The 19,048-nt window shown below is 62.6% G+C and carries 20 protein-coding genes; 10 read left to right on the forward strand and 10 right to left on the reverse strand.

Features of this window, described 5'->3' with window-relative positions; genetic code table 11:
• Positions 1–651 precede the first annotated feature (651 nt).
• Together B5526_RS08620 and B5526_RS08625 are read left to right on the forward strand one after the other, a co-directional pair.
• Positions 652–879, forward strand: coding sequence for a DUF433 domain-containing protein (locus B5526_RS08620; RefSeq protein WP_079544807.1), 228 nt, complete (start codon positions 652–654; stop codon positions 877–879).
• Between the two features lie 3 nt (positions 880–882).
• Positions 883–1,218 (forward strand): DUF5615 family PIN-like protein, encoded by a 336-nt coding sequence (locus B5526_RS08625; RefSeq protein WP_172842006.1) that lies wholly within the window; start codon positions 883–885, stop codon positions 1,216–1,218.
• A gap of 80 nt (positions 1,219–1,298) precedes the next feature.
• On the opposite strand, the gene B5526_RS37495 is transcribed toward B5526_RS08625, so the two are convergent.
• The 4 genes from B5526_RS37495 to fabI all read right to left on the reverse strand — a co-directional run bounded on the left by B5526_RS37495 (position 1,299) and on the right by fabI (position 4,710).
• Positions 1,299–1,688, reverse strand: a complete 390-nt coding sequence (locus tag B5526_RS37495) for a hypothetical protein (RefSeq protein ID WP_154071209.1) — start codon at positions 1,686–1,688, stop codon at positions 1,299–1,301.
• A 122-nt stretch (positions 1,689–1,810) separates the two neighbouring features.
• Complete coding sequence (aroC, locus tag B5526_RS08635; protein ID WP_079537825.1) at positions 1,811–2,902, reverse strand: chorismate synthase; 1,092 nt, start codon at positions 2,900–2,902, stop codon at positions 1,811–1,813.
• A gap of 275 nt (positions 2,903–3,177) precedes the next feature.
• Positions 3,178–3,798, reverse strand: coding sequence for a histidine phosphatase family protein (locus B5526_RS08640; RefSeq protein WP_244562230.1), 621 nt, complete (start codon positions 3,796–3,798; stop codon positions 3,178–3,180).
• Positions 3,799–3,891: 93 nt separating this feature from the next.
• Positions 3,892–4,710 carry an enoyl-ACP reductase FabI gene (gene fabI / locus B5526_RS08650; protein WP_079537828.1) on the reverse strand — a complete coding sequence of 273 codons (819 nt, stop codon included), beginning with the start codon at positions 4,708–4,710 and terminating at the stop codon, positions 3,892–3,894.
• A 197-nt stretch (positions 4,711–4,907) separates the two neighbouring features.
• On the opposite strand from fabI, the gene B5526_RS08655 reads away from it, so the two are divergent.
• Together B5526_RS08655 and B5526_RS08660 are read left to right on the forward strand one after the other, a co-directional pair.
• Positions 4,908–5,396 (forward strand): RNA polymerase sigma factor, encoded by a 489-nt coding sequence (locus tag B5526_RS08655; protein ID WP_079537829.1) that lies wholly within the window; start codon positions 4,908–4,910, stop codon positions 5,394–5,396.
• Positions 5,397–5,607: 211 nt separating this feature from the next.
• Complete coding sequence (locus B5526_RS08660; RefSeq protein ID WP_079537830.1) at positions 5,608–6,378, forward strand: anti-sigma factor family protein; 771 nt, start codon at positions 5,608–5,610, stop codon at positions 6,376–6,378.
• Between the two features lie 793 nt (positions 6,379–7,171).
• Here B5526_RS08660 and B5526_RS08665 read toward each other — a convergent pair.
• Together B5526_RS08665 and B5526_RS08670 are read right to left on the reverse strand one after the other, a co-directional pair.
• Complete coding sequence (locus B5526_RS08665) at positions 7,172–8,137, reverse strand: DnaJ C-terminal domain-containing protein (RefSeq protein ID WP_079537831.1); 966 nt, start codon at positions 8,135–8,137, stop codon at positions 7,172–7,174.
• A gap of 109 nt (positions 8,138–8,246) precedes the next feature.
• The gene (locus B5526_RS08670) at positions 8,247–8,645 is read right to left on the reverse strand and encodes an RT0821/Lpp0805 family surface protein (protein ID WP_079544809.1); all 399 of its coding nucleotides are present in this window, start codon (positions 8,643–8,645) and stop codon (positions 8,247–8,249) included.
• Positions 8,646–8,768: 123 nt separating this feature from the next.
• On the opposite strand from B5526_RS08670, the gene pdxH reads away from it, so the two are divergent.
• The 3 genes from pdxH to B5526_RS08685 all read left to right on the forward strand — a co-directional run bounded on the left by pdxH (position 8,769) and on the right by B5526_RS08685 (position 11,157).
• Entirely contained in the window at positions 8,769–9,410 is a 642-nt protein-coding gene (pdxH, locus tag B5526_RS08675; RefSeq protein WP_079537832.1) for a pyridoxamine 5'-phosphate oxidase, read from the forward strand.
• 144 nt (positions 9,411–9,554) lie between these two features.
• Positions 9,555–10,307, forward strand: a complete 753-nt coding sequence (locus tag B5526_RS08680) for an SDR family NAD(P)-dependent oxidoreductase (RefSeq protein ID WP_079537833.1) — start codon at positions 9,555–9,557, stop codon at positions 10,305–10,307.
• A 109-nt stretch (positions 10,308–10,416) separates the two neighbouring features.
• Positions 10,417–11,157, forward strand: a complete 741-nt coding sequence (locus B5526_RS08685) for a class I SAM-dependent methyltransferase (RefSeq protein WP_433994621.1) — start codon at positions 10,417–10,419, stop codon at positions 11,155–11,157.
• Positions 11,158–11,398: 241 nt separating this feature from the next.
• Here the strand turns inward: B5526_RS08685 and B5526_RS08690 are convergent, their stop codons facing one another.
• Complete coding sequence (locus B5526_RS08690) at positions 11,399–11,617, reverse strand: hypothetical protein (RefSeq protein WP_079537834.1); 219 nt, start codon at positions 11,615–11,617, stop codon at positions 11,399–11,401.
• A gap of 140 nt (positions 11,618–11,757) precedes the next feature.
• Positions 11,758–12,738 carry a magnesium transporter CorA family protein gene (locus B5526_RS08695; protein ID WP_079537835.1) on the reverse strand — a complete coding sequence of 327 codons (981 nt, stop codon included), beginning with the start codon at positions 12,736–12,738 and terminating at the stop codon, positions 11,758–11,760.
• 339 nt (positions 12,739–13,077) lie between these two features.
• On the opposite strand from B5526_RS08695, the gene B5526_RS08700 reads away from it, so the two are divergent.
• Positions 13,078–13,761: a L,D-transpeptidase gene (locus tag B5526_RS08700; RefSeq protein WP_079537836.1), complete on the forward strand. Its 684-nt coding sequence runs from the start codon at positions 13,078–13,080 to the stop codon at positions 13,759–13,761.
• Positions 13,762–13,797: 36 nt separating this feature from the next.
• Here B5526_RS08700 and B5526_RS08705 read toward each other — a convergent pair whose 3' ends face one another.
• Positions 13,798–14,952, reverse strand: coding sequence for an extensin family protein (locus tag B5526_RS08705; RefSeq protein WP_079537837.1), 1,155 nt, complete (start codon positions 14,950–14,952; stop codon positions 13,798–13,800).
• Positions 14,953–15,004: 52 nt separating this feature from the next.
• Between B5526_RS08705 and B5526_RS08710 the strand changes: the two genes are divergently transcribed.
• Together B5526_RS08710 and B5526_RS08715 are read left to right on the forward strand one after the other, a co-directional pair.
• A complete protein-coding gene (locus B5526_RS08710) occupies positions 15,005–16,633 on the forward strand; it encodes a fatty-acid--CoA ligase (protein WP_079537838.1) in 1,629 nt (542 codons plus the stop codon).
• Between the two features lie 262 nt (positions 16,634–16,895).
• Positions 16,896–17,750: a DUF1499 domain-containing protein gene (locus tag B5526_RS08715; RefSeq protein ID WP_079537839.1), complete on the forward strand. Its 855-nt coding sequence runs from the start codon at positions 16,896–16,898 to the stop codon at positions 17,748–17,750.
• Between the two features lie 207 nt (positions 17,751–17,957).
• On the opposite strand, the gene B5526_RS08720 is transcribed toward B5526_RS08715, so the two are convergent.
• Positions 17,958–18,878 carry an MBL fold metallo-hydrolase gene (locus tag B5526_RS08720; protein WP_079537840.1) on the reverse strand — a complete coding sequence of 307 codons (921 nt, stop codon included), beginning with the start codon at positions 18,876–18,878 and terminating at the stop codon, positions 17,958–17,960.
• Positions 18,879–19,048: the final 170 nt, after the last annotated feature.

The following is a 19,048-nucleotide window of genomic DNA, read 5'->3' on the forward strand; positions in this document are numbered from 1 at the left end:
GCGATCTCGCGGCGCGATGCGCCCGAGCTTTGCCAAAACGTTCCGCCCCTTGAGGGCGTGGGGAATGCCGGGTGCCGATGCACCCGCAGCCGCGCGTGTAGTGTAGTAAACACGCGCGTTAGTCACCACGAGTCCACCGGAACATCCCGGCATTCCCGCACGCAGTGGTTTTACGGCTTATTTCGTGCTCTCCCCGGTGACCGGGCTCTTTTGCCACCGTCATCAGCGGAATTGCTTCCACCGACTTGACACCAGCGTCGGGGTGTCAGGACCACACGACTTCGCCGTCCGCTTAAGCGCTGTTCGTCAATAGCGCTGCCGCGTCCACCGCATCCCGTCCCGCGTTCGTGACGACCGCGAAGCGCCCCTCGAGTGGGACGAGACGGCGGTGGATATAGAGGTGATTTGGGTCAGGAGGGAACGGGAATATTTTTGCAAGGAGGACTGGACAGGGCAAATCACGTTGATCCGTCTCAACAATTTAGCCTGCGCGCGCATGTCGGTCGCGCGGGCAGTGTTACGCAGCCCGGATGGAGCGCAGCGAAATCCGGGAACGAACGTGGCACTGGCCCCGGATTTCGCTTCGCTCCATCCGGGCTACTTGCTGACAAAAGTCGCCAACGGTGCTATTGTGAGAGGATGGTGTTGCCAATGTCAGATCTCTTGAAAAGAATAACGATCGACGCCGATCGCATGCACGGCCGTCCATGTATTCGCGGCTTGCGCGTTACGGTGGCGGACATTCTTGGCTTGATGTCGGCCGGCCAATCGCGAGAGACGATTCTTCAGGAGTATCCTTATCTCGAAGACGCGGACATCGATGCGGTTCTGGCCTTTGCTGCCCGTCAGGCGGACCATCCCATCATCGCGGCGGAATAGGTTTTGCTCTTTCTGGTCGACGCGCAGCTTCCGCCCTTGCTGGCAGAGGCGTTGCGCCAGGCCGGCTGTGAGGCGGTTCACGTCATCGATCTCGGGTTGCAGGCAGCTACCGACGAGCAGATTTGGGATGAAGCCATTTCCCGCTCGGCGGTTCTCGTCACCAAGGATCGCGACTTTGCCCTTCGCCGGGCTGCAACGAACGATGGCCCAGCGATCCTGTGGGTCAGAGTTGGCAATACGAGCAATCGAAAGCTGATCGAGCTGGTGTTGCGCGCCTTGCCGGCAATTATCGCTGCGATCGAACGCGATGAAGCAGTGATCGAATTTATCGGGCGTTAGCGAGTAGCCCGCATGAGCGTAGCGAAATGCGGGTACCGCGGGAAGCGAGAACAACCCGGATGTCGCTTTGCTCATCCGGGCTACGCTTGCTGTTCCTTATCGTCAGCGGCCGTTCGCCGATTGCAGTTTGCCTGGTACTTCTTCCAAGATTTAATCGTCAAAGCGGTGAACCAAAAAAACATGGCCAGCACGATCAAACCAATGACAATTTTTTCGAAGATGAAGCAAAGCAGCGAGACGCCGAGCGTGGCGGAGCAAAAACCTATCTGAGACTTCACATATTCCGCCTGCAGCACTAAAGGCGTTGAAGAACGAAGCACATACTCAGGGAATGCAAATTTCGAACTCACCCCATCCTGGAATTGTGGAGGTAACGAATCGATGAGCGCGACATAAGTTGTTTGGTATTTGAAGGCTGACCAGAGAATGGCGACAGCAGTTGCAATTACCAGGATTGGAACGGCAATCACCCTACTCTCCCTTGATGCTAGACGACCCCAAGACGATATAATGCCCGCTGGGCGGGTTGAGGCGAAGGCGTAATCCGTCATCTCGGCGGCGCTAACGGCGGGTTACGCTTCGCTAACCCATCCTACGGACTGCCCACCTGCCCGCGATGGCGCAGAAAATGATCCGCCAGCACACAGGCCATCATGGCTTCGCCAACCGGCACCGCGCGGATGCCGACGCAGGGGTCGTGGCGGCCTTTTGTCATGATGTCGGTGTCGGCGCCCTTGCGATCGACGGTGCGGCGCGGCGATAAAATTGACGACGTTGGCTTCACCGCAAACCGCGCTACCACCGGCTGGCCGGTCGAAATGCCGCCCAAGATGCCGCCGGCGTGATTGGACAAAAAGCTGACGCCCTGATTGCCCATGCGCATTTCGTCGGCGTTTTCCTCGCCGGATAATTCAGCGGCGCCAAAGCCCGAGCCGATCTCGACGCCTTTGACGGCGTTGATGCTCATCAGCGCCGCGGCCAGGTCAGCATCGAGCTTTGCGTAGATCGGCGCGCCGAGGCCGGCCGGCACGCCTTCGGCGATCACCTCGATCACCGCACCGATCGAGGAACCTTTTTTACGGATACCGTCGAGATAATCCTCGAAGAACGCGGCCTTGTCCTTGTCGGGGCAGAAGAACGGATTGCGCGCGATCTCGTCAAAATCCCATTTGTCGCGGTCGATCTTGTGCGGGCCCATCTGCACCAGCGCGCCGCGCACGGTGACGCCGGGCAGGATTTTCCGCGCGATCGCGCCGGCGGCGACCCGCGTCGCGGTCTCGCGCGCGGAGGAGCGCCCGCCGCCGCGGTAGTCGCGCAGGCCGTATTTTGCCTCATAGGTGAAGTCGGCATGGCCCGGGCGAAACTTGTCCTTGATGTCGGAATAATCCTTCGAGCGCTGGTCGGTGTTCTCGATCAGGAGCGCAATCGGCGTGCCGGTCGTGACCTGCACGCCGGTCTCCGGATGCGCCATCACGCCGGACAGGATTTTGACGGCATCGGCCTCCTGGCGCTGGGTCGTAAAACGCGACTGGCCGGGGCGGCGGCGATCGAGATCGTGCTGGATGTCCTCAGTCGTCAGCGGCAGCAGCGGCGGGCAGCCATCGACCACGCAGCCGATCGCAACCCCGTGGCTCTCGCCGAAGGTCGTGACCCGGAACATATGGCCGAAAGTGTTGAAGGACATTGCGTTGCGCCTGGTCGCCTATGTTGACAATCCGCATTAATGCGGATTGTCAACATAACCACGTGTCGTAGCGCATTGTTCAAGGGTGTCAAATGCCCTTCTCTGTCGTCATGGCCGGGCTTGTGCCGGCCATCCACGTCTTCCTTGCCGCCAGACCGTTAAGACGTGGATGCCCGGGCATAGGCGAGCGGAAGCGACGCCGTCCTTCGGACGGCTATGCCCGGGCATGACGGCGGAGGGTGGGCATGACGGTGGAGAGGTGGCGCGTTCCGCCCTTAACTATACTTCGAGAGCCCGCCGTCGCTGAACACATAGACCGCGCCCTGCTCGATCGCCAGATCGGCGGCGCTCTCCGGCGTCTCGAAGCCCAGCGCCACCATCAGCGCCCGCGCGGTGCCGCCATGGGCGACCGCGACCGTGTCGCCGGTCAGCTGATGGTACCAGTCACTCACCCTCGTCTGCACCTCGACATAGCTCTCGCCGCCCGGCGGCGCCATCGTCCATTTTGCCACCTGGCGCCTGGCAAAGAGCGCGGGATCGGCCGCCTGCATCTGGACCAAGGTCGAGCCTTCCCACTCGCCGTAGCCGATCTCGCGCAAGCGGTCGTCGATCGCGTAGTCGCCGGGCGCCAGTTTTAGCGCGCCGCGCACCAATTCCATGGTCGCGCGGGCGCGGCCGAGCGGGCTGGCGACGAACGGGAGCGACGTCGCGCTGCGCCCGTCGCGCACAAACAAATCAGCGAGGATGAGGCCGGCGTGGGCCGCCTGCGTGTGGCCGAGATCGTTGAGCGGAATGTCCTGCGCGCCCTGCAGCCGGCCTTCGGCGTTCCACTGGGTCTCGCCGTGGCGAATGTAGTAAATCGTCGGCATGCCAGTGTCGCGTTTCCTGTCCGTCATGCCCGGCCTTGTGCCGGGCATCCACGTCTTTCTTTGGTTGGTGCTGAAAAAAGACGTGGATGGCCGGGACAAGCCCGGCCATGACGGAGTCAATCAATCCTTCACCAGCGAAATATCCGGCGCGTCCGGCCGCTTCATGCCGACGACGTGATAGCCGGAATCGACGTGATGCACCTCGCCGGTGACGGCGCGCGACAGGTCGGAGAGCAGATACAGCGCGCTGTCGCCGACTTCCTCTGTTGTCACCGTGCGGCGCATCGGCGCGTTATATTCATTCCACTTCAGGATATAGCGGAAGTCGCCGATGCCGGACGCGGCCAGCGTCTTGATCGGACCCGCCGAAATCGCGTTGACGCGGATGTTCTTCTCTCCGAGGTCGGCGGCGAGATAGCGCACGCTTGCCTCCAGCGCCGCTTTTGCCACGCCCATCACGTTGTAATGCGGCATCCACTTCTCGGCGCCGTAATAAGTCAGCGTCAGGATCGAGCCGCCATCGGTCAAAAGCCTTTCGGCGCGCTGCGCGATCGCGGTCAGCGAGTAGCAGCTGATCAACATGGTCTTTGAAAAATTATCGGCAGTCGTTTCAAGATAGCGGCCGTCGAGCTGGTCCTTGTCGGAAAACGCGATCGCGTGCACGACGAAATCTATTCTGCCCCATTTCTCCTTCAGCACGTCGAAGACGGCATCGATGGTTGCGGGATCGGTGACGTCGCAATGCCCGAGCAGGAGACCGTTGAGCTCCTTGGCGAGCGGCTCGACGCGTTTCTTGAGCGCGTCACCCTGCCAGGTCAGCGCGATCTCGGCGCCCGCCGCATGGCAGGCCTTCGCAATGCCCCAGGCGATCGAGCGGTTGTTGGCGACGCCGAGGATCACGCCGCGCTTGCCCTGCATCAGACCTGAATTTTGCGCCATCTTGGGTTTCCAATCGACCTTGCTCACCTCTCGGGGTACACTAGCGCCTTCGGCCGGTACAGCCCAAATCCGCCCCGGTTAGCGCTGTCCGCTTAACAACCCCGAACAGCCGGAATAGCCCCACCATTTCGGTGTTATGTTGGGCAAGGCGTTGGCGAGTTTTGACGCCGACCGGACAAAGCCGAGATCGAGCCTCGATGACCGCCTTTCGCGAGAGTGTTGAAGCCATGATACCGGCGCTGCGCCGGTATGCACGGGCGCTGGCGCGTGATGCCGACATCGCCGACGATCTGGTGCAGGATACGCTGGTGCGGGCGCTGCGTTCGGAACGGCTGTTTCTCGGCGGCGACGTCAGGAGCTGGCTCTATACCATCCTGACCAACCTCAACAAGAACCGGCGGCGATCGCTGGCGCGGCGGCCGCAATTCATGCCGCTGCTCGACAACAACCCCGACGCCAGCGGGACCGAGGCGGAGGGGCGCGACATCGCGCGAGCGCTTTCGACGCTGGTGGAGGAGCAGCGCGCGGTATTGCTCCTGGTGATGCTGGAGGGATTGAGTTACCGCGAGGTCGCCGACATCCAGGGGGTGCCGATCGGCACCGTGATGTCGCGCCTTGCGCGTGCGCGGGCCCATGTGAAGGCATCGCTCGAGGGCGAACGGCCGGCGCTGCGGCGGGTGAAATGAGGCCAGGTAAGATGACGTCAAGTATTATGCATACCAGCGTTATTTATGTGAGCGTTATTGATGTGCGCGCTATGTTGCTGTGCGTTGCGCGTATCCATGCGCGACGCGGGCTCAATTCGCGGCGGTCTTATAATCCGTCCTCTTGGTGGGGAGGGTTTTTGCAAGCGGCCGGCAAGCAATTTTCGATTTCGATGAGACAGAGACAACGACCATGACCGACCCAGAGATTGCCGTCACCGAAGACGAGCTGCACGCCTACGTCGACAACGAATTGCCGGCGGAGCGCCGCGGCAATGTCGAGGCCTGGCTTGCGGCGCATCCCGACGATGCCGAGCGGGTGGGATCGTGGCGGGCGATGGCAGACGCGCTGCATGCGCGTTACGGCGCCGTCGCCGACGAGCCGGTGCCGAAACGGCTCGAGATCGAGCGGCTGGTGCGGCGGCCGCGCCGATGGATCTATGGCGCGATAGCGGCGGCGCTGGTGGCGTTCATCGCCGGCGGCAGCGCCGGCTGGCTGGCGCGTGGCGCGGCCGCGTCGTCCTCGGCGTTCCAGGCTCTGGCGTCGGACGCGCTGGATGCGCATCGGCTCTATGTGGTGGAAGTGCGTCACCCGGTCGAAGTGCCGGGAAGCGAGCGCGACCATCTGGAGCAATGGCTGACCAAGCGCTGCGGCTGGGACGTCCGCGCCCCGCAACTGGACGCGACCGGGTTGAAGCTGGTCGGCGGGCGGTTGTTGCCGGGGCCGACCGGGCCGGCATCGTTCTTGATGTATGAGAGCGCCTCCGGCGAGCGCTACACGCTCTACACCTCGCGCGCGAAACCCGAGAGCGCGCAGATGCGCTATACGGCAGAAGAAAATTCCGGCGCGATGTACTGGTCCGAGGACGGCGTTGGCTATGTCCTGAGCGGCCCGATCGACAAGGACCGCCTCAACCAGGTCGCGCGGCTGGTCTACGACCAGACCGAGAAGAATGGGGGATAAACTCGCCGTCATCACCCGCGAAAGCGGGTGATCCAGTACGCCGCGGCTTCTCGATTGATCACTAGCGTCGCTCGAATATTGGGTCGCCCGGTCATAGGCGAGCGGAAGCGACGCCGTCCTTCGGACGGCTATGCCGGGCGATGACTGCTGTGTAGGTCGCGCGGCTAGTCTACGACCAGACCGAGAAAAACGGGGGGCTAAGCGGGAACTCGTAGCCCGTAGCGAAGTCCGATATTCGCTGTCATCACCCGGCTTGACCGGCTGATCCAGTACGCCGCGGCTTCTCGATTGATCACTGGCGTCTCTGGAATACTGGGTCGCCCGGTCAAGCCGGGCGATGACAATTGTAGCTCATAGGTCATAGGTCGTCCGGTCGGTCTACGACCAGACCGAGAAGAGCGGCGGGTAACTCGGCGTCATCACCCGCGAAAGCGGGTGATCCAGTACGCCGCGGCTTCTCGATTGATCACTGGCGTCTCTCGAATACTGGGTCGCCCGGGCGACAACAATTGTGGCGCGTAGGTGGCGCGGCTCCATCCGGAAACGAGCGCTAGAAGGGGGTAAGTTTCAAATGGCGGTTCTTGTCCCAATTCCGACATTGAAAATCTGGAATCAAGACATGGACGCGTCTCAATATCGCACCAGGTGATCACGCGAAAATGAGGTGCGTTCGATCCGCCGATCGACGCGAAGCGGCCTCGATTGGGGTTTTGTACCGCGCTGGTCCCCCTTTCGAGGCCGCACCTTTTTCGTGTGGCTCAAGCTGATCCGGTCAGATCGCTCGAAAAATCGATCAGCCGAGATCGCTGCGCGGATTATAGGGATGTCCGTCGCGCCACTTCTGCATCAACGTCTCCAGTTCGGCATCGTTCCCGTCGGGCAGCATGATGCGGGTGGTGACGAACAGGTCGCCGGCGCCGCCTGACTTCGGTAATCCCTTGCCTTTCAGCCGAAATGTGCGGCCGCTGGAGGTGTTCTTCGGGATCGACAGTTCCACCGCGCCCGTCAGCGTCGGCACGCGAACTTTGCCGCCGAGCACGGCTTCATAGAGCGTGATCGGCAGATCGATACGCAAATCGCTGCCGTCGACCTTGAAGAAAGGATGCGGCGCGATGTTGACGGTGATCAGAAGGTCGCCGGTGCGGTGGCCGGGTCCGCTCTCGCCCTGCCCCTTCAGCCGGATCTGCTGGCCGGCTGCAACACCTGCTGGAATCTTGACGTTGAGTTCCTTGCCGTTCGGCAGCCGGACGCGCTTTTCGCCGCCCTTGACCGCCTCCTCCAGCGACACACTCATGGTGACGTTAACATCGAGGTCGAGCGCAATGCCGCCCGGATCGAATTCGAACGTCGTACCGCCACCCGGCCGCGCGCCGCGCGCCGCGGCGCCGCCGAACATGCTGTTGAGAATGTCCTCGAAATTACCGCCGCCGAAATTGCCGCCAGAGCGGAAGGTGTGGGTCTCGAAGCCGCCCGCGCCGGCACGCCCGCGCGGATCGCCGCCGGGGAAACCGCTACCAGAAAAGCCTTGGAACCGCGGCTTGCCCTCGGCGTCGATCTCGCCGCGATCGAACTGCTTGCGCTTGTCCTCGTCGCCGATGATCTCGTTGGCCGAGTTCAGCTCGGCAAAGCGCGCAGCCGATTTCGGATCGTTCTTGTTGGCGTCGGGGTGATGCTTCTTGGCAAGCTTGCGATAGGCGCTCTTGATCGCCGCAGCGCTGGCGCCCCGCGGCACCCCCAAGACCTCATAGGGGTCGCGCATACGTCAGGTCTCCTTCGGGAAATCAGATGTTAAACGTTGGGCTGCCCGCCCACCAATGTTTCATTTGGTGTGTTCGTGGCATTTTTGCAACGGGGTTCCCGCGGTCGGCTCAACCCCGTCGCCATGGCTTTAGCGAATGAATTTCCCACCTTCCATGCTCGGTCCGGCAGGCGGCACCCTGCAGCCAGCTTTCCGAGCGGCCGTTGACATAACTTGCCAGAAAATCCCGGCAGGTCCGCCCCTCCGAGGAATAGGCTTGCGCCAGCGGCGTGACCGAGCCGCGTGCGCCGGTCTCGGGATTTTCCCAGGGCTGGCTGGAATCCTTATCGCCCTTGGTCAGGACGTCGGAGGCGGCGTTGCGGGCAAAGGCAAGGTCGCCGTCGGTCGGCGCCGGGTCGCTTGTCCCGATCGACCCGGTAACCTCGTTGTCGTCCATCCTGGCGAAGGCGCCGTCGCCCCGGGACAGGCTGCAGCCGCCGGCGCCGAGGCCGATTAGAATCAATGTCACCACGGCACCCACCGGGCGGATCGCCGATAGGCCAACGCGTCCCCATGTCTTATATAGGACGAACCTATATAGGGGCACTGGCGCGCAATGGACCGCGGGCGGACGCAACTCGGAACTCCTGACATGGCCGACACGACCTCCATCAAACACCCAACACCCTTAACATCCGGTGATTTCACCGCCGCGGAGGAGCCGTTTGCGCTGTTCGGGGAGTGGTTTACTGAGGCCGCGAAGGCCGAGCCCAGCGATCCCAACGCGATGTCGCTGGCGACCGTCGACGAGAGCGGCACGCCCGATGTGCGGATGGTGCTGATGAAGGGCTATGATTCCGACGGTTTTGTCTTCTACAGTCACATCGCCAGTCAAAAAGGCCGCGAGCTCGCCACAAATCCTAAGGCGGCTTTACTGTTTCACTGGAAGTCGCTGCGCCGGCAGGTCCGCATCCGCGGCAAGGTGTCGCCGGTGAGTGAAGCCGAAGCCGACGCCTATTTTGCCACGCGCCCAAAACAGGCGCAGATCGGCGCCTGGGCCAGCAAGCAGTCGCAACCGCTGGAGAGCCGGTTTGCCTTTGAGCAGGCCATTGCGAAGGTCGCGGCCAAACACATCGTCGGCGAGGTGCCGCGCCCGCCGGGCTGGAGCGGCTGGCGGGTCGCGCCTTCCCAATTCGAGTTCTGGCACGACCGCCCGTTCCGCCTGCACGACCGCATCGAATTCCGCCGCACCGCTCCGGGTCAACCATGGTCCAAGACGCGGCTTTATCCCTAGAGTAAGGCGTCATGGCCGGGCCAAAGCGCGAAGCGCGTCTTTGTACTAATGTCCCGGCCATCCACGTCTTTCTTCTGCGATGACTAAGTAAGACGTGGATGCCCGGCACAAGGCCGGGCATGACGGAGAAAAAGAGAGCCGTTTATGCCGAATTCCGCCAACACGCCGCGGCGTACGCTGCTTCTAACCGGGGCCAGCCGCGGCATCGGGCACGCCACCGTGATCCGATTTTCCTCAGCCGGCTGGCGCGTCATCACCTGCTCGCGGCATCCCTTCCCGGAAAACTGCCCGTGGGATGCCGGGCCTGAGGATCACATCCAGGTCGATCTCGCCGATCACGCCGACACCACGCGGGCGATCGCTGAAATCCGCGGGCGGCTGGAAGGCGGCGCGTTGCACGCGCTCGTCAACAATGCCGCGATTTCGCCCAAGGCTGAAGGCGGCAAAAGGCTTGGCTCGATCGATACCGACATCGAGACCTGGAGCCATGTGTTCCGCGTCAACTTCTTCGCGCCGATCATGATGGCGCGCGGGCTGATCGAGGAACTGAAGGCGACGAAGGGTTCGGTCGTCAACGTCACCTCGATCGCGGGTTCCCGCGTGCATCCCTTTGCGGGGGCCGCCTACGCGACCTCGAAGGCGGCGCTGGCGTCGCTCACTCGGGAGATGGCGTCGGATTTCGGCCGCATCGGCGTCCGCGTCAATTCGATCGCGCCGGGCGAGATCGACACCTCGATCCTGTCGCCCGGCACCGAGAAGATCGTCGAGCAGCAGATCCCGCTGCATCGCCTGGGCACGCCGGACGAGGTCGCAAAAATCATCTACGTGCTGTGCACGGAGACGAGTTCCTACGTCAACGGCGCCGAGATCCACATCAACGGCGGCCAGCACGTGTAATACGCGCCGAACCACGCACCGCCGTCACTTGCGAGTAGCGCAAGCGACGAAACAGATAAATGGGATGCTGGCCTCACGATGGGACGCTTCGCCACCACGGTTGCGCTGTATGAGGAATTGCGGCCGCCTTTATCCGGCTGAATTCTTTCGCACGGTGGCGCAAGACCTCTCGCTTGGAAAGCAGCACGCCCTCATCGACCTTGGGACCGGGCCGGGGCTGCTGGCGCTCGGCTTTGCCCCCTATGTCGGCCGCATCGTCGGCGTCGATCCGGAACCGGTGATGATCGCCGCCGCAAGAGAGGCGGCCGCGCGCGCGTCACGGTCCCTCACCTTGATCGAAAGCGAGGCTGAAGACCTTCCACCAGACATCGGAAGCTTCGATGTCGTGACGATCGGGAGGGCCCTGCATTGGATGGATCGCGATGCCACGCTTGGGTTGTTCGAGCGGCTCGTTGCGCCCGACGGTACGATCCTCGTCTGTTCGTCCCACTCCGCTGCGGATGGACGCAACCCGTGGCTCGGCGAATACAACGAGGCGCGGCGCTTCTGGTCGGAGGCCAGCCTGTGGTCGGAGTCAGGCAGCGGCGAGCGAACCCATCGCGACCTTGCGGTCTTTTTTCGCGGCACGCGGTTTCACGTCGCGGATTTAATCAAGGTCGAGACCGGCCACGAGATCAGCGCACGCGACTTGGGGCGCCGCGTGTTGACGTTCTCGTCGTCCTCGCCCGACGTGCTCGGAGACAAGGCGGACGCGATGCTGCGCGACGTTGAGCAGCGTCTGCTTCCCCTGAGCCGCGAAGGCTCCCTCACCGAGGTCGTGGTGGCGACGGCGCAGGTAGTGAAGCGATAAAGTGCTGTGTACCGAAACCAGTTGCTACGTCAACGGCGCCGAGATCCACATCAACGGCGGGCAACACGTGTAGGGCTGGGCCATCCTGAGAGTTTGCGAACAAACTCCGACCTCGTCCTGAGGAGCGCGCTTTTGCGCGCGTCTCGAAGGATGGCCGCGAATGCACACCTCGCCTCCGTCCTTCGAGACGCTTGCTGCGCAAGCTCCTCAGGATGAGGTTAGAGGATGCGGCACTCGCCATTCACTCCGCAAAAAACATACGCGGCCCGCGCACGCGCGGTACCTCGGTGTTGAAGGTGCTGGAGCACTCGTCTTCGTTCTCGCCTTCCGACAGCGTCGCGCCGCAATGCCGGCAGACCCGCGCCGAGATCGCAGGCGCTTTGCCGGTACCGTTGCGGACGATTTGGTAGCGCGAGAAGTCGATCACGTTCTCAGGTGAAGTTATCTGTTTCTCAACCATTGCTGTCCTCGCGGCTTGTGACAGCGTTATGGCAGAAAGATTTCGCCCAAACGTTCAGCGCAATGCTCAAATTTTAGCAGAGGAATTGAGGCAGAAATCTTGTCTCTTTGTGATCGCGGAACTCTGCAAGCGCAAATGGTTTACAACCACTTCTTCCATTTGAAATACATGTAAGGCCCCGCTGCTGCGAGCAGCATCGCCACCACCGCGATGGGATAGCCGTGCGGCCAATCGAGTTCCGGCATGCCTTTAAAATTCATGCCGTAGATCGAGGCGATCAGGGTCGGCGGCATCAGCACCACCGCCATTACCGAGAACAGCTTGATGATGTTGTTCTGCTCGAGATTGACGACGCCGAGCATCGCGTCGAGCGCGAAGGTAATCTTGTTGGAGAGAAAGGAGGCGTGGTCGGTCAGCGAGATCACGTCGCGCTGCATGGTTTTCAGCTGCTCGCGCATGTCCTTGGACCATTTGACGCCGTCGACCGCGGCCGCGACGAACGTCACCACCCGCCCGATCGAGACCAGGCTCTCGCGCACTTTCGAGGTGAGATCGCCTTTGCGGCCGATCGCGATCAGGATATCCGAATAGCGCTTGGCGTGGCCGGTGCGCGCCTTACCCTCGGGCTCGAAAATATCGTGGCTTATCGTGTCCATGTCGCTGCCGGCGCGCTCCAGGATGTCGGCGTTGCGGTCGATCACCGCATCCAGCAGTTCCATCAGCACCATTTCGCCGGTGATGCCGGGCGGACACGAGCGCGCCAGCTTGTTCTCCACCAGCACGAACGGTTTTGGCTCGTCATAGCGCACGGTCACCAGCCGATGGCTGGCGAGGATGAAGGTCACCGCCGTGGTGCGCGGGTTCTCGGTGTCGGCCGCGCACATCAGCGTCGCCGTCATGTAGCGCGCGCCATTCTCGATATAGAGCCGGCTCGAAATCTCGATCTCCTGCATGTCCTCCCGGGTCGGCACCGCGATCCCGGCCAGCCGCTCCACCGCTCTGTCCTCCGCCGCGGTCGGCTTGACGAGGTCGATCCAGACCACGGTCTCCGGCAGCGCGGCGAGATCGGCCCCGGTAACTTTCTTCAGCGAGGTTTCGGAAGGGGCGAACGCCGACAGCATCGAGGTCTCCCGACTGGGCAGGTGGGGTCAGCCAACAAGACTTTGCGCCAATCTGGCAAGCACCTGATAACGGCGCGCATTAACCGCCCATCCACCTTTGTGGCGGCCGGGTGGCGTCAGCATGGCGGTGATTCGGCGCCGTTGGCCACCCTGCCCAAAAATGAGCCGAAAATCGCAAAACTTGTGGCAGAAAAGACGCAGCCAGCCTCCCGCAACGCGGGACAAGCATCTAAAGTCTGGAATTATGGGCTATTTTGGCGATAATGCGATTAATGGAATCGTGGCGTTTGAGGCGCAGGGTGGGCGCGCGGGCGCGGGGCTTTCGATTGGAAGTGCACAATGTCGTCGCTTAAGGTGAAACTGGGAATTCTGGCCGCCGGCCTGATGTTGTCGGGCTGCATGCAGGCCACGACCTATGAGGCGACCAACACCACAAATTTCAAGCCGCGTGACAAGGAACTATTGGCCAAGATCCGCTACACCAATGTTCCCATCGCCGAGCCGTTCCGCCGCGCCATCGTCGAATATCACCGCAAGGAAGCGCCCGGCTCGATCGTGGTCGATTCCGACAATCACTACCTCTATTACGTGCTCAACGAGGGCAAGGCGATCCGCTACGGCATTACCGTCGGCGAGGAAGCCATGGCGTGGTCCGGCATCGCCAAGGTCGGCAGCATGACCGAGTGGCCGCCCTGGCATCCGACCAAGGGTGAGATCGAGCGGCTCGGCGTGCCGACCTTCGTGGCGCCGGGACCGGACAATCCGATGGGTTCGCGCGCGCTCTATCTCTATTCGGGCGGCAAGGACACGCTGTTCCGGATCCACGGCACCAACCAGCCGGAATATATCGGCGCGTCGATCTCTTCCGGCTGCATCCGGATGACCAACGAGGACGTGATCGATCTCTATAACCGGGTGAAACTCGGCACCATCGTCGTCGTGCTCGAGCCGCACCGTGGCGACTCGCCGTACAACTCGACCCTGGCGCTGCAAGGCGGCGGCAACAGCCTGATGATGCAATAGGCGACCGCAGCGGTCGATGATCAAAAAGCGCCGGTTTTACCGGCGCTTTTTCGTTTCAAGCTTTTTCGTTTCAAGCTTTTTCGTTGCAAGCTTTTTCGTTTCAAGCTGTTTCGTTGCCGGCGGTTTCGTTGCCGGCTCGGCGTCGCCTCCCTCCGGCTCGGCCGTGTCGGGCTTTGCGGCATCCGATTTCGCAGGCCCGGCCGCGTCCGATTTGGCGGCGACCTCGCGCGGCGGCGCTTCGTCGGGACGCCCGGCCGGCAATAGCGGCGCGATCTGCGGCAGCGGGTCCCACACATTCCACTGGCAGATTTTGTAATTGTTGTGCCGCTCCATCAGATCGAGATGGATGTGGTCCTCGTGATACCAGTCCGAGCCCGGCCCCAGCACCGTCATGAAGCGCGCGCACACCGCGTGCAGCACGCTTTCGCGCAAGTCCCGCGACACGGTGCGGTCGGTCAGCGAGATCGACTGGCCGTTGGCAAGTTTTAAGGCGCGCACATCGAGCGCATTGGCGCGGCCATGCTCGGACAATGGGGCGCCGGCGACGCGGTTACGGCCGCGGCATTCGAACGAGTCGAAATTGTCGAGAACAGAGATGACGCTGCCCAGACTGGTAGCCAGCGGCGCCACGTCGGTGCGGACCCAGTCGGCAATCGCGGACGCCATCTTGCAGCGCAGGATCGCGGCGGGTTTTAGCGCGACCTGATGCTTGTCCGGCAGCACCACGGCTTCCAGCCGTACCAGATCCTCGCCGCCGCAGCCGCCGGGGCCATGGATGTCGGGAATAGAGGGGGCGATGGCGATCTCCTCCGTCAGCGCCAGCCGGCAGGCCGAAGGCGGTGGCGGCGTTGCCGGTTCGACAGGCTTTGCGGTCTCGGCAGGTTTCGCGGTTTCCGCCGGCGCCTGTTTGGCTGGCTCCGGCTTCTCGGGCTCCTTTGCCGGCGCCTCGGCCGGACGCGGTTTTGGCAATGGCACAGAGGGGGGAAGGGCTGCCCTGCGCAGTTTTGGCTTTTTCTCCCCGAACAGGTCTCCCCACGGAAAGGCAACGGGCCTCCGTGCCGCCGCCGCGGGAGCGGCCAGCGCGCCAAGTATCGCCAGCGCGGTTACGGCGGTAACCATTTTGGCCGCTCGGGCGCGGCCGCCGCAGCTATAAGGCCATTTGCGGCATGCTTTCTCCGCGCTAAGGTTCATGGCAATTCCGTGACCCGCGACAAGCGATAGCACACTCTGGAGGGACGTTCGAATGCTTGGATTGATGCAAGACTGGCCTTTGCTTTGTCACCGGATTATCGAGCACGCCGCGCAGATTCATGGAACGCAGGAGATCGTGACGCGATCCGTCGAAGGCCCGATCCACCGCACCAATTACAAAAATATCCGAGATCGCGCGCTAAAAGTTTCGCAACGGCTGGACCGCGACGGCATCAAGCTCGGCGACCGCGTCGCCACCATCGCCTGGAACACCTGGCGCCATCTCGAAGCCTGGTACGGCATCATGGGCATCGGCGCGATCTGCCATACCGTCAATCCGCGGCTGTTCCCGGAGCAGATCGCCTGGATCGTCAACCATGCGCAAGACCGCGTGCTGATGACCGATCTCACCTTCGTGCCGATCCTGGAAAAAATCGCCGACAAAATGCCAAGCATCGAACGCTATGTCGTGTTCACCGACAAAGCGCACATGCCCCAGACCACGCTGAAGAACGCGGTCCCCTATGAGGACTGGATCGCGCAAGCCGACGGCGATTTCAAATGGAAGACCTTTGAGGAGAATACCGCAGCCGCCATGTGCTACACCTCGGGCACAACAGGCGATCCCAAGGGCGTGTTGTATTCGCACCGCTCCAATGTGCTGCACGCCTTGATGGCCAACACCGGCGATTCCCTGGGCGCCAATGCCGGGGATACGATGCTGCCGGTGGTGCCGCTGTTCCATGCCAATAGCTGGGGCATCGCGTTCTCGGCGCCCTCGATGGGCACCAAGCTGGTATTCCCCGGCGCCAAGCTCGACGGCGCCTCGGTGTTCGAACTGCTCGAGACCGAGAAGGTGACGCATACCGCCGGCGTGCCCACGGTGTGGCTGATGCTGCTCAATCATATCGCCGCCAACCATTTGAAACTGCCACATCTGCGATTTGTGGTCTGCGGCGGCTCGGCGATGCCGCGCTCGATGATCAAGGCGTTCGTCGACATGGGGGTCACGGTGCGCCATGCCTGGGGCATGACCGAGATGAGCCCGATCGGCACGCTGGCGGCGTTAAAGCCGCCGTTTGCCGAACTCGAAGGCGACGCCCGGCTCGACATGCTGCAGACCCAGGGCTATCCGCCGTTTGGCGTCCAGATGAAAATCACCGACGATGCCGGCAAGGAGCTGCCATGGGACGGCAAGACGTTTGGGCGGCTGAAGGTCTCAGGCCCCGCGGTGTCGAAGGCGTATTTCCGCATCGACGCCAACATCCTTGACGAGGACGGCTATTTCGATACCGGCGATGTCGCGACCATCGACGGTCACGGCTATATGCGGATCACCGACCGCTCCAAGGACGTGATCAAATCCGGCGGCGAATGGATTTCCTCGATCGATTTGGAAAATCTCGCCGTCGGCCATCCCGCGGTCGCGGAGGCCGCCGTGATCGGCGTCCATCATCCGAAGTGGGACGAGCGTCCGCTCCTGATCGTGCAGCTCAAGCAGGGCGCGACCGCAACGCGCGAGGACATCCTGAAATACATGGATGGCAAAATTGCAAAATGGTGGATGCCCGACGACATCGTGTTCGTCGACGGCATTCCGCATACCGCCACCGGCAAGATCCTCAAGACCGCGCTGCGCGACCAGTTCAAGGCGTACTCTTTCCCAAACGCGGCGGCATGAGGGATTTGCCAGCCGTCATGCCCGGGCGGGCTTGTCCCGGCCATCCACATCTTGTCGCGCGAGGAAAGTAAGACGTGGATGCCCGGGACATAGGCGAGCGGAAGCGACGCCGTCCTTCGGACGGCTATGCCCGGGCATGACGATCTCTGAGGGTAGCATTCCACCCTTGAATTTGCCGCAGGTCCGTGGTCTCAAACGGACCAGTTTTGCAAGCTTGGCCTATTTCGCGAGGCTAACGCTCCAACCCGGCAGATTTTGACCGATGGCCCGCAGGTTTTCCGCTCCCTACCAGTCGGAGCCCGTGTCCAGCCTCGCCTCATGGGCGCGCAATCTCGCGGTGTTCTCGGTGGTCGCGGTCGTGGTCTCGATCATCATTGTCCGCTTCGGCTTTCTCGAGATGAAACCGGCGCTGGCAACGTTTTTCGGGGCGCTGGCCTGTGCCGTCCTTTCGATCCTGATCGGGTTCGCCGCCTTTGTCGCGATCTGGCAGAACGGATCGCGCGGCATGAGCCGCATCCTGCTGGCGCTTCTGATCGACGCGGTCGTGCTCGCCTATCCGGCCTATCTCGCGCTACAATATCGCAAGCTGCCGCCGATCCACGACATTACCACCGATCCGATCGACCCGCCGCGTTTCGAGGCCCTGGCGCGGCTGCGCTCGGGTGAGGGCACCAACACCGCGGTCTATGCCGGCCTCTATTCGGCCGAACAGCAGCGCCAGTATTATCCCGATATCGAGCCGGTGGAACTCGATATCCCCGTGCAGCGCGCCTTCGACATCACGCTGCAGCTCGTGACCAAGCGCAAATGGCTCGTGATCGACGAGCGCCCGCCGCTTCCGCCGCGCCGCATCGGCCGCATCGAGGCGGTGGCGCGGACGCCGATCATGGGATTTCGCGAGGACGTGTCGATCCGCGTCACGGCGGACGGCGAGGATTCGCGGGTCGATATCCGCTCCTCGTCGCGCTATTTCGAAAGCGATCTCGGCAGCAACGCCGCGCGGATCACGAAACTGATCGACGACATCAACTCAGCGGTCGACAACGCCAACCTCAAGCCGGCCAAGAAGCCGCAGCCGCTGCCGGTCAAGCCGGCGCCGAAGGTGGTGAAGAAGTAGGGAAGTGGCGAGTAGCGAGTAGCGAATAGGGATGCGGTGCCACCTCAGCGAACTGCGCTCCCTCGCCCCGCCCCTTCGCGGGGAGAGGGTTGGGGTGAGGGGCATCTATCCGCGAACGCTAGTGTTGGGTGAGGCATCGTGCCTCGCCCCTCACCCGAAATTCGCTACCGCGAATTTCGACCTCTCCCCGCAAAGAGCGGGGAGAGGTTAAGAGGCCAGCCGATACGTCCCCCCGATCACCGGGTCGCCGTCGGTCGCAACGATGCCGCGGGCGACCAAATCTTCCAAATGCGCCAGCACGGAATAGCCGGCCGCGCCCGTCAATCGCGGGTCGATGCCGATATAGATCGCGCGCACCATGGTAGGAATATCCGCCTCGCCCTTGGCAAGGCGATGCAGGATCGAGGCTTCGCGGGCCTGACGGTGGCGGATCAGAAACCGTACGTAGCGCGGCCCTTCCGAGATCTCTGGACCGTGGCCAGAGAGATAAAAATCCTCATCGCGCGCCGTCAGCCGCTCGAGCGACGCCATATAGTCGGTCATCGATCCGTCCGGCGGCGCCACGATCGAGGTCGACCAGCCCATCACATGATCGCCGACGAAGGAAATTTTCCGCTCCGGCCAGGCGAACGCCAGATGGTTGGCGGTATGGCCGGGCGTTGCGACTGCCTGCAGCGTCCACCCCTCGCCCTCGATCATCTCGCCGTCGCGCACGGCGATGTCCGGCCTGAAGTCGCGGTCGGCGCCGGATTCCGGATTGTGCTTCTCGCTCTCGAAGCGCGGCCGCGAGGCGCGGTGCGGCCCCTCCGCATAGACCTTGGCGCCGGTCGCCGCCTTGATCCGCGCGGTATTCGGCGAGTGATCGCGATGGGTATGGGTGACCAGAATATGCGTCACGGTCTCGCCGCGCACGGCATCGAGCAGCGCCGCCGCATGCGCCTCATTGTCGGGGCCGGGATCGATGATCGCGACCTTGCCGCGGCCGACGACGTAACTCACCGTGCCGGTGAAGGTGAAGGGGCTCGGATTGTTGCAGAGAACCCGCCGCACGCCGGGACGGACTTCCTCGGCCACGCCGGGTTTTAATGGAAAATCGCGGTTGAACGGGACGTCGTCGTTATCGGCCATGGGGATTCCCTATTCAAATTCAATTGCACGGGTACCGAGGTGCCCACAGCCGTCATACCCCGCGAAGGCGGGGTATCCAGTAATCACAGACGTTCGAGATAAAACGAGAAGCCGCGGCGTACTGGATCGTCCGCCTTCGCGGACGATGACAGCAGGATGCGGGGCTATGT

It is taken from the genome of Bradyrhizobium lablabi, assembly GCF_900141755.1.
Taxonomy (GTDB): Bacteria; Pseudomonadota; Alphaproteobacteria; order Rhizobiales; family Xanthobacteraceae; genus Bradyrhizobium; species Bradyrhizobium lablabi_A.